The organism is Xanthomonas sp. SHU 308, from assembly GCF_000364645.1.
Lineage (GTDB): Bacteria > Pseudomonadota > Gammaproteobacteria > Xanthomonadales > Xanthomonadaceae > Xanthomonas_A > Xanthomonas_A sontii.
On record NZ_AQOK01000137.1, the window covers coordinates 1 to 4,888 of the forward strand.

General features: G+C 70.0%; 5 protein-coding genes. All 5 read left to right on the plus strand.

The window, feature by feature from the left end; genetic code table 11:
- Window positions 1–333 precede the first annotated feature (333 nt).
- Entirely contained in the window at window positions 334–1,311 is a 978-nt protein-coding gene (locus D588_RS0105955) for an acyl-CoA desaturase (RefSeq protein ID WP_026143427.1), read from the plus strand.
- On the plus strand, window positions 1,308–2,561 hold the full coding sequence (locus D588_RS0105960) for an FAD-dependent oxidoreductase (RefSeq protein ID WP_017915332.1): 1,254 nt from the start codon (window positions 1,308–1,310) through the stop codon (window positions 2,559–2,561). The genes D588_RS0105955 and D588_RS0105960 overlap by 4 nt, the downstream gene beginning before the upstream one ends.
- Entirely contained in the window at window positions 2,558–3,427 is an 870-nt protein-coding gene (locus D588_RS0105965) for a DUF1365 domain-containing protein (RefSeq protein ID WP_017915333.1), read from the plus strand. The genes D588_RS0105960 and D588_RS0105965 overlap by 4 nt, the downstream gene beginning before the upstream one ends.
- Before the next feature lie 71 nt (window positions 3,428–3,498).
- On the plus strand, window positions 3,499–4,737 hold the full coding sequence (locus D588_RS0105970) for a cyclopropane-fatty-acyl-phospholipid synthase family protein (protein ID WP_198526732.1): 1,239 nt from the start codon (window positions 3,499–3,501) through the stop codon (window positions 4,735–4,737).
- Window positions 4,734–4,888: DUF2878 family protein (locus tag D588_RS26445; RefSeq protein ID WP_043083637.1), on the plus strand; the 155-nt coding region annotated here is incomplete at its 3' end. The genes D588_RS0105970 and D588_RS26445, both read left to right, overlap by 4 nt.

Sequence of the window (4,888 nt, forward strand, 5' to 3'; positions counted from 1 at the left end):
TACCCTCACCCCAACCCCTCTCCCGATGGGAGAGGGGCAGTGCACCACGTACCTTGCACGCGCCGTGGAGAGATCGGGCCGCGGTCAGGCTATGCCGCGCTCGTCTACAAGAACCGGGCGCGCATTCACCCGCCCACCACTCGTGCGCAGGCAACATCCCCGCCGCCATCGCGCATCCGCACGACAGCCAGATCTTCCGATTCGTGCGACGCCTGCGCTGCGCCGTCGTGGCCGCCATGCCGCGTTCGCAGCCGTGCAGGGGAAATGCGACGCGGTGCATCCGTCTTCCGGTTTCGCCCGTATCGCTCCCAAGTCCCCCAATGAGACGCGCTTGTGCCGAGTCCCGTTCCGGAACCCAGCCCTTCCACAACGCCACCTGCCCCGCGTGGCCGCATCCTGCGCACCTTGCGGCGCTGGTTCGACACCAGTGCCGAGATCGAGCTGGATCCGGCGCGGGCAGACCGCATCGACTGGCTGCGTGCCGCGCCCTACATCGGCCTGCACCTGGCGTGCCTGGGCGTGTTCTGGGTCGGCGTGTCCTGGTTCGCCGTCGGCATGGCCGTGGCGATGTACGCGGTGCGCATGTTCGCGCTCACCGGCTTCTACCATCGCTACTTCGCGCACCGCGCGTTCAAGACCTCGCGTCCGGTGCAGTTCCTGTTCGCCGCGATCGGCGCCACCTGCGTGCAGCGCGGACCGCTGTGGTGGGCCGCCCACCACCGCAACCACCATCGCCATACCGATACCCCGGCCGATCCGCATTCGCCGCGCCAGCACGGCTTCTGGTGGAGCCATAGCGGCTGGTTCCTGACTCCGCGCGGCTTCCGCACCGACTGGGAGGCGATCCCGGACCTGCGCCGCTTCCCCGAACTGCGCTTCCTCGACCGCTTCGACCTGTTGCTGCCGGTGCTGCTGGCGCTGGCGCTGTTCCTGCTCGGCGAGTGGCTGCAGCAGCACGTGCCGCAGCTCGGCACCGACGGCCCGCAGTTGCTGGTGTGGGGCTTCTTCGTCTCCACCGTGGCGCTGTTCCATGCCACCTTCACCATCAACTCGCTGGCGCACCGCTTCGGCAGCCGCCGCTTCGACACCCGCGACGACAGCCGCAACAACCTGTGGCTGGCGCTGCTGACCTTCGGCGAAGGCTGGCACAACAACCACCATTTCTTCCCCGGCGCCGCGCGCCAGGGTTTCCGTTGGTGGGAGCTGGACCTGACCTGGTACGGACTGAAGGCGCTGTCGTGGACCCGCGTGATCCGCGAGCTCAAGCCGGTGCCGGCCGGGCTGGTGCGCGCACAGGCGCGTGCCCGATGAGCCGGATCGCGGTGGTGGGCTCGGGGATCGCCGGCCTCGGCGCGGCGTGGCTGCTGTCGCAGCGCCACGAGGTGACGCTGTACGAGGCGGCCGACTATCTCGGCGGCCATACCCATACCCATGCGATCGAACTGGACGGCGCGGAATACGCGGTGGACAGCGGCTTCATCGTGTTCAATCCGGAGCACTACCCGCTGCTGAGCGCGTTGTTCGCGCGGCTGGGAGTCGAGTCGCAGCCGACCACGATGAGTTTTTCGGTACACGAGGAGCGCACCGGGCTGGAGTACAACGCCGGCACGCTCGATGGGCTGTTCTGTCAGCGCCGCAACCTGCTGTCGCCGCGCTTCTGGCGCATGCTGCGCGATCTGCGGCGGTTCTACCGTGAGGCGCCGCAGGTGCTGCACGACGCCACGCTGGCGCAGCTCACCCTCGGCGACTTCCTGCAGCGCCACCGCTACTCCGAGATATTCCGCGACGCGCACCTGGTGCCGATGGCCTCGGCGCTGTGGTCCTCGCCGTCGCGGCAGATCCTCGATTTCCCGATGCGCCAGCTGATCGGCTTCATGGCCAATCACCACATGCTGCAGGTCAGCGGCCGCCCGCAGTGGCGGGTGGTGCGCGGCGGCTCCAACAGCTACGTGCGCGCGCTGCGCAGCCGCTGGCGCGTGCGCGAGCGGCTGGGCACGCCGGTGCGCGCGCTGCAGCGCACGGCCCACGGCAGCGTCGCGATCGCCTGCGATGCCGACACCCAGCAATACGACCACGCGGTATTGGCCTGCCACGCCGACGACGCGCTGCGCCTGCTGACCGACCCCAGCGACGCGGAAACCGCGATCCTCGGCGCGATCGGCTACCAGGACAACGAGACCGTGCTGCACACCGATGCGCGCGTGCTGCCGCGCGACCGCCGCGCCTGGGCCGCCTGGAACGCGCATGTACCGGCCGATCCGGACGCACCGTGCACGGTCAGCTACTGGATGAACGCGCTGCAGTCGCTGCAGGCGCCGCAGCCGTTCATCGTCAGCCTCAACCGCACGGATGCGATCGATCCGGCCAAGGTGCTGCGACGCATGCGCTACCGGCATCCGCTGCAGACCCAGGCGTCGGTGGCGGCGCAGGCGCGCAAGGGCGAGATCCAGGGCCAGCGCAATACCTGGTTCGCCGGCGCCGGCTGGGGATTCGGCTTCCACGAGGACGGCCTGCGCAGCGCGGTCGACGTCGCCGCCGCGCTGGGGGTACCCTGGTCATGACGCTGATGCGCCGTGCTGCCGTGCCCGCCCCGCCGACTGGCGCCGTCTCGACAACGTCGGCGGCGGCGGGCACGACCCTGCATGGCCTGCACAGCGCGGTATACACCGGCTGGGTGCGGCATCGCCGTTACGCGCCGAAAGCGCTGACGTTCCGCTATCCGCTGTTTCTGCTGTACCTGGACCTGGACGAACTGGAGCAGGTGTTCGCGCGGCGCTGGCTGTGGTCGGTGAACCGGCGCAACCTGGCCGAGTTCCGCCGCAGCGACTACCTGGGCGACCCCGCGCAACCGCTGGACGAAGCGGTACGCGACCGCGTGCAGCAGCACACCGGCGAGCGTCCGCTGGGCCCGGTGCGCATGCTCACCCACCTGCGCTACTTCGGCCACTGCTTCAATCCGGTCACGTTCTACTACTGCCACGACGCGCAGCATCGCCTGCACAGCATCGTCGCCGAGATCACCAACACGCCGTGGCGGCAGCGCCACGCCTACGTGCTGCCGATGGCCGAGGCGCGCAGCCACGGCGCCACGCACGCCTGGCGCTTCGCCAAGCGCTTCCACGTCTCGCCGTTCATGGCGATGGCGCACACCTATGCCTGGCGCTTCAGCGAACCCGGCGCGCAACTGCGCGTGCACATGGACGTGCTCGATCCCACGCCGGCGGCGACGCGGCGACGCTTCGACGCCACCCTGGTGCTCGAACGCCGCGCGCTCGACGGTGCCAGCCTGGCGCAGGCACTGCTGCGCTATCCGGCGATGACCCTGCAGGTCATGGCCAAGATCCACTGGCAGGCGCTGCGGCTGTGGCTGCGCGGCAACCCGGTGCACGACCACCCCGACCACTCCCTTCCGCGAGAACGCCGATGAACGCTCCGCACGCGCCCTCTTCCGCCGCCGCGCTGGCCCCTGCCGCACCGCCGCTGCGCGGGCTCGACCGCATGCTGCGGCAACGCCTGCTCGCCACGCTGGATGGCCTGCGCGAGGGCCAGTTGCGCATCGAGGAAGCCGGCACGCTGACCACGCTGGGCGATTCCACCGCGGGCGCCGACGCGCTGCAGGCGCATCTGCGCATCCATGACCCGCGCTTCTACCGCCAGGCCGCGCTCAACGGCAGCGTCGGCGTCGGCGAGGCGTACATGGACGGCCTGTGGGACTGCGACGACCTGGTCGCACTGGTACGCCTGCTGGTGCGCAACCGCGACCGCCTGGACGCGATGGAAACCGGCCTGGCCCGGCTCGGCGGCCTGGCGATGCGCGGCCTGCACGCGTTCGCGCGCAATACCCGCGCCGGCAGCCGCCGCAACATCGCCGCGCACTACGACCTGGGCAATCCGTTGTTCGAGCTGTTCCTGGATCGCAACCTGATGTACTCCTCGGCGATCTTCCGCGACGCCGACGCCGCCTTGGGCGAAGCCGCGCTGGAACGCGCCGCCGAACGCAAGCTGCAGCGCATCTGCGCCAAGCTCGACCTGCAGCCGCACCACCACCTGGTCGAGATCGGCACCGGCTGGGGCGGCTTCGCGCTGCATGCGGCCAAGCACCACGGCTGCCGCGTCACCACCACTACCATCTCGCGCGAGCAGTACGAACTGGCCCGGCAGCGCATCGCGGCCGCCGGGCTGTCGGACCGGGTCGAGGTGCTGCTGCGCGACTATCGCGATCTCGACGGTCGCTACGATCGCCTGGTCTCGATCGAGATGATCGAGGCGATCGGCCATCAATACCTGGATACCTACTTCGGCAAGGTCGGCAGCCTGCTCAAGGACGACGGCCAGGCGCTGATCCAGGCCATCACCATCGAGGATCACCGCTACGCGCAGGCGCTGAAGTCGGTGGACTTCATCAAGCGCCACATCTTCCCGGGCAGTTTCATTCCCTCGGTGGCGGCGATGACCGGGGCGATCGGCCGCGCCAGCGACCTGCGCCTGTTCAACCTGGAAGACATCGGCCCCAGCTACGCGCTGACCCTGCGCACCTGGCGCGAGCGCTTCATGGCCAGGCTGCCGCAGGTGCGCGCGCTCGGCTACGACGAACGCTTCATCCGCATGTGGGAGTTCTATCTGGCCTACTGCGAAGGCGGTTTCCTGGAGCGCTCGATCGGCGACGTGCACCTGTGGCTGAGCAAGCCGCGCGCACGGCCGGCGCAGTTCGCGCCGGCGCTGGCGGGCGACGCATGAGCAACCTGATCAACTACCTCGCCCTGCAGGGGCTGTGGCTGGCCGCCGTCGTCGGCGCCGCGCACGGCTTGGCCTGGGCCGGCCCGGCGGCGCTGGCGCTGTTCGCGCTGTACCAGTTGCAGGCGCGCCGCCGCGCGCATGGCGACGCCGC

Coding starts and splice junctions, on each gene's coding strand:
- D588_RS0105960 (WP_017915332.1), top strand. CDS start 1,308: ATGAGCCGGATCGCGGTGGTGGGCTCGGGGATCGCCGGCCTCGGCGCG.
- D588_RS0105965 (WP_017915333.1), top strand. CDS start 2,558: ATGACGCTGATGCGCCGTGCTGCCGTGCCCGCCCCGCCGACTGGCGCC.
- D588_RS0105970 (WP_198526732.1), top strand. CDS start 3,499: ATGCTGCGGCAACGCCTGCTCGCCACGCTGGATGGCCTGCGCGAGGGC.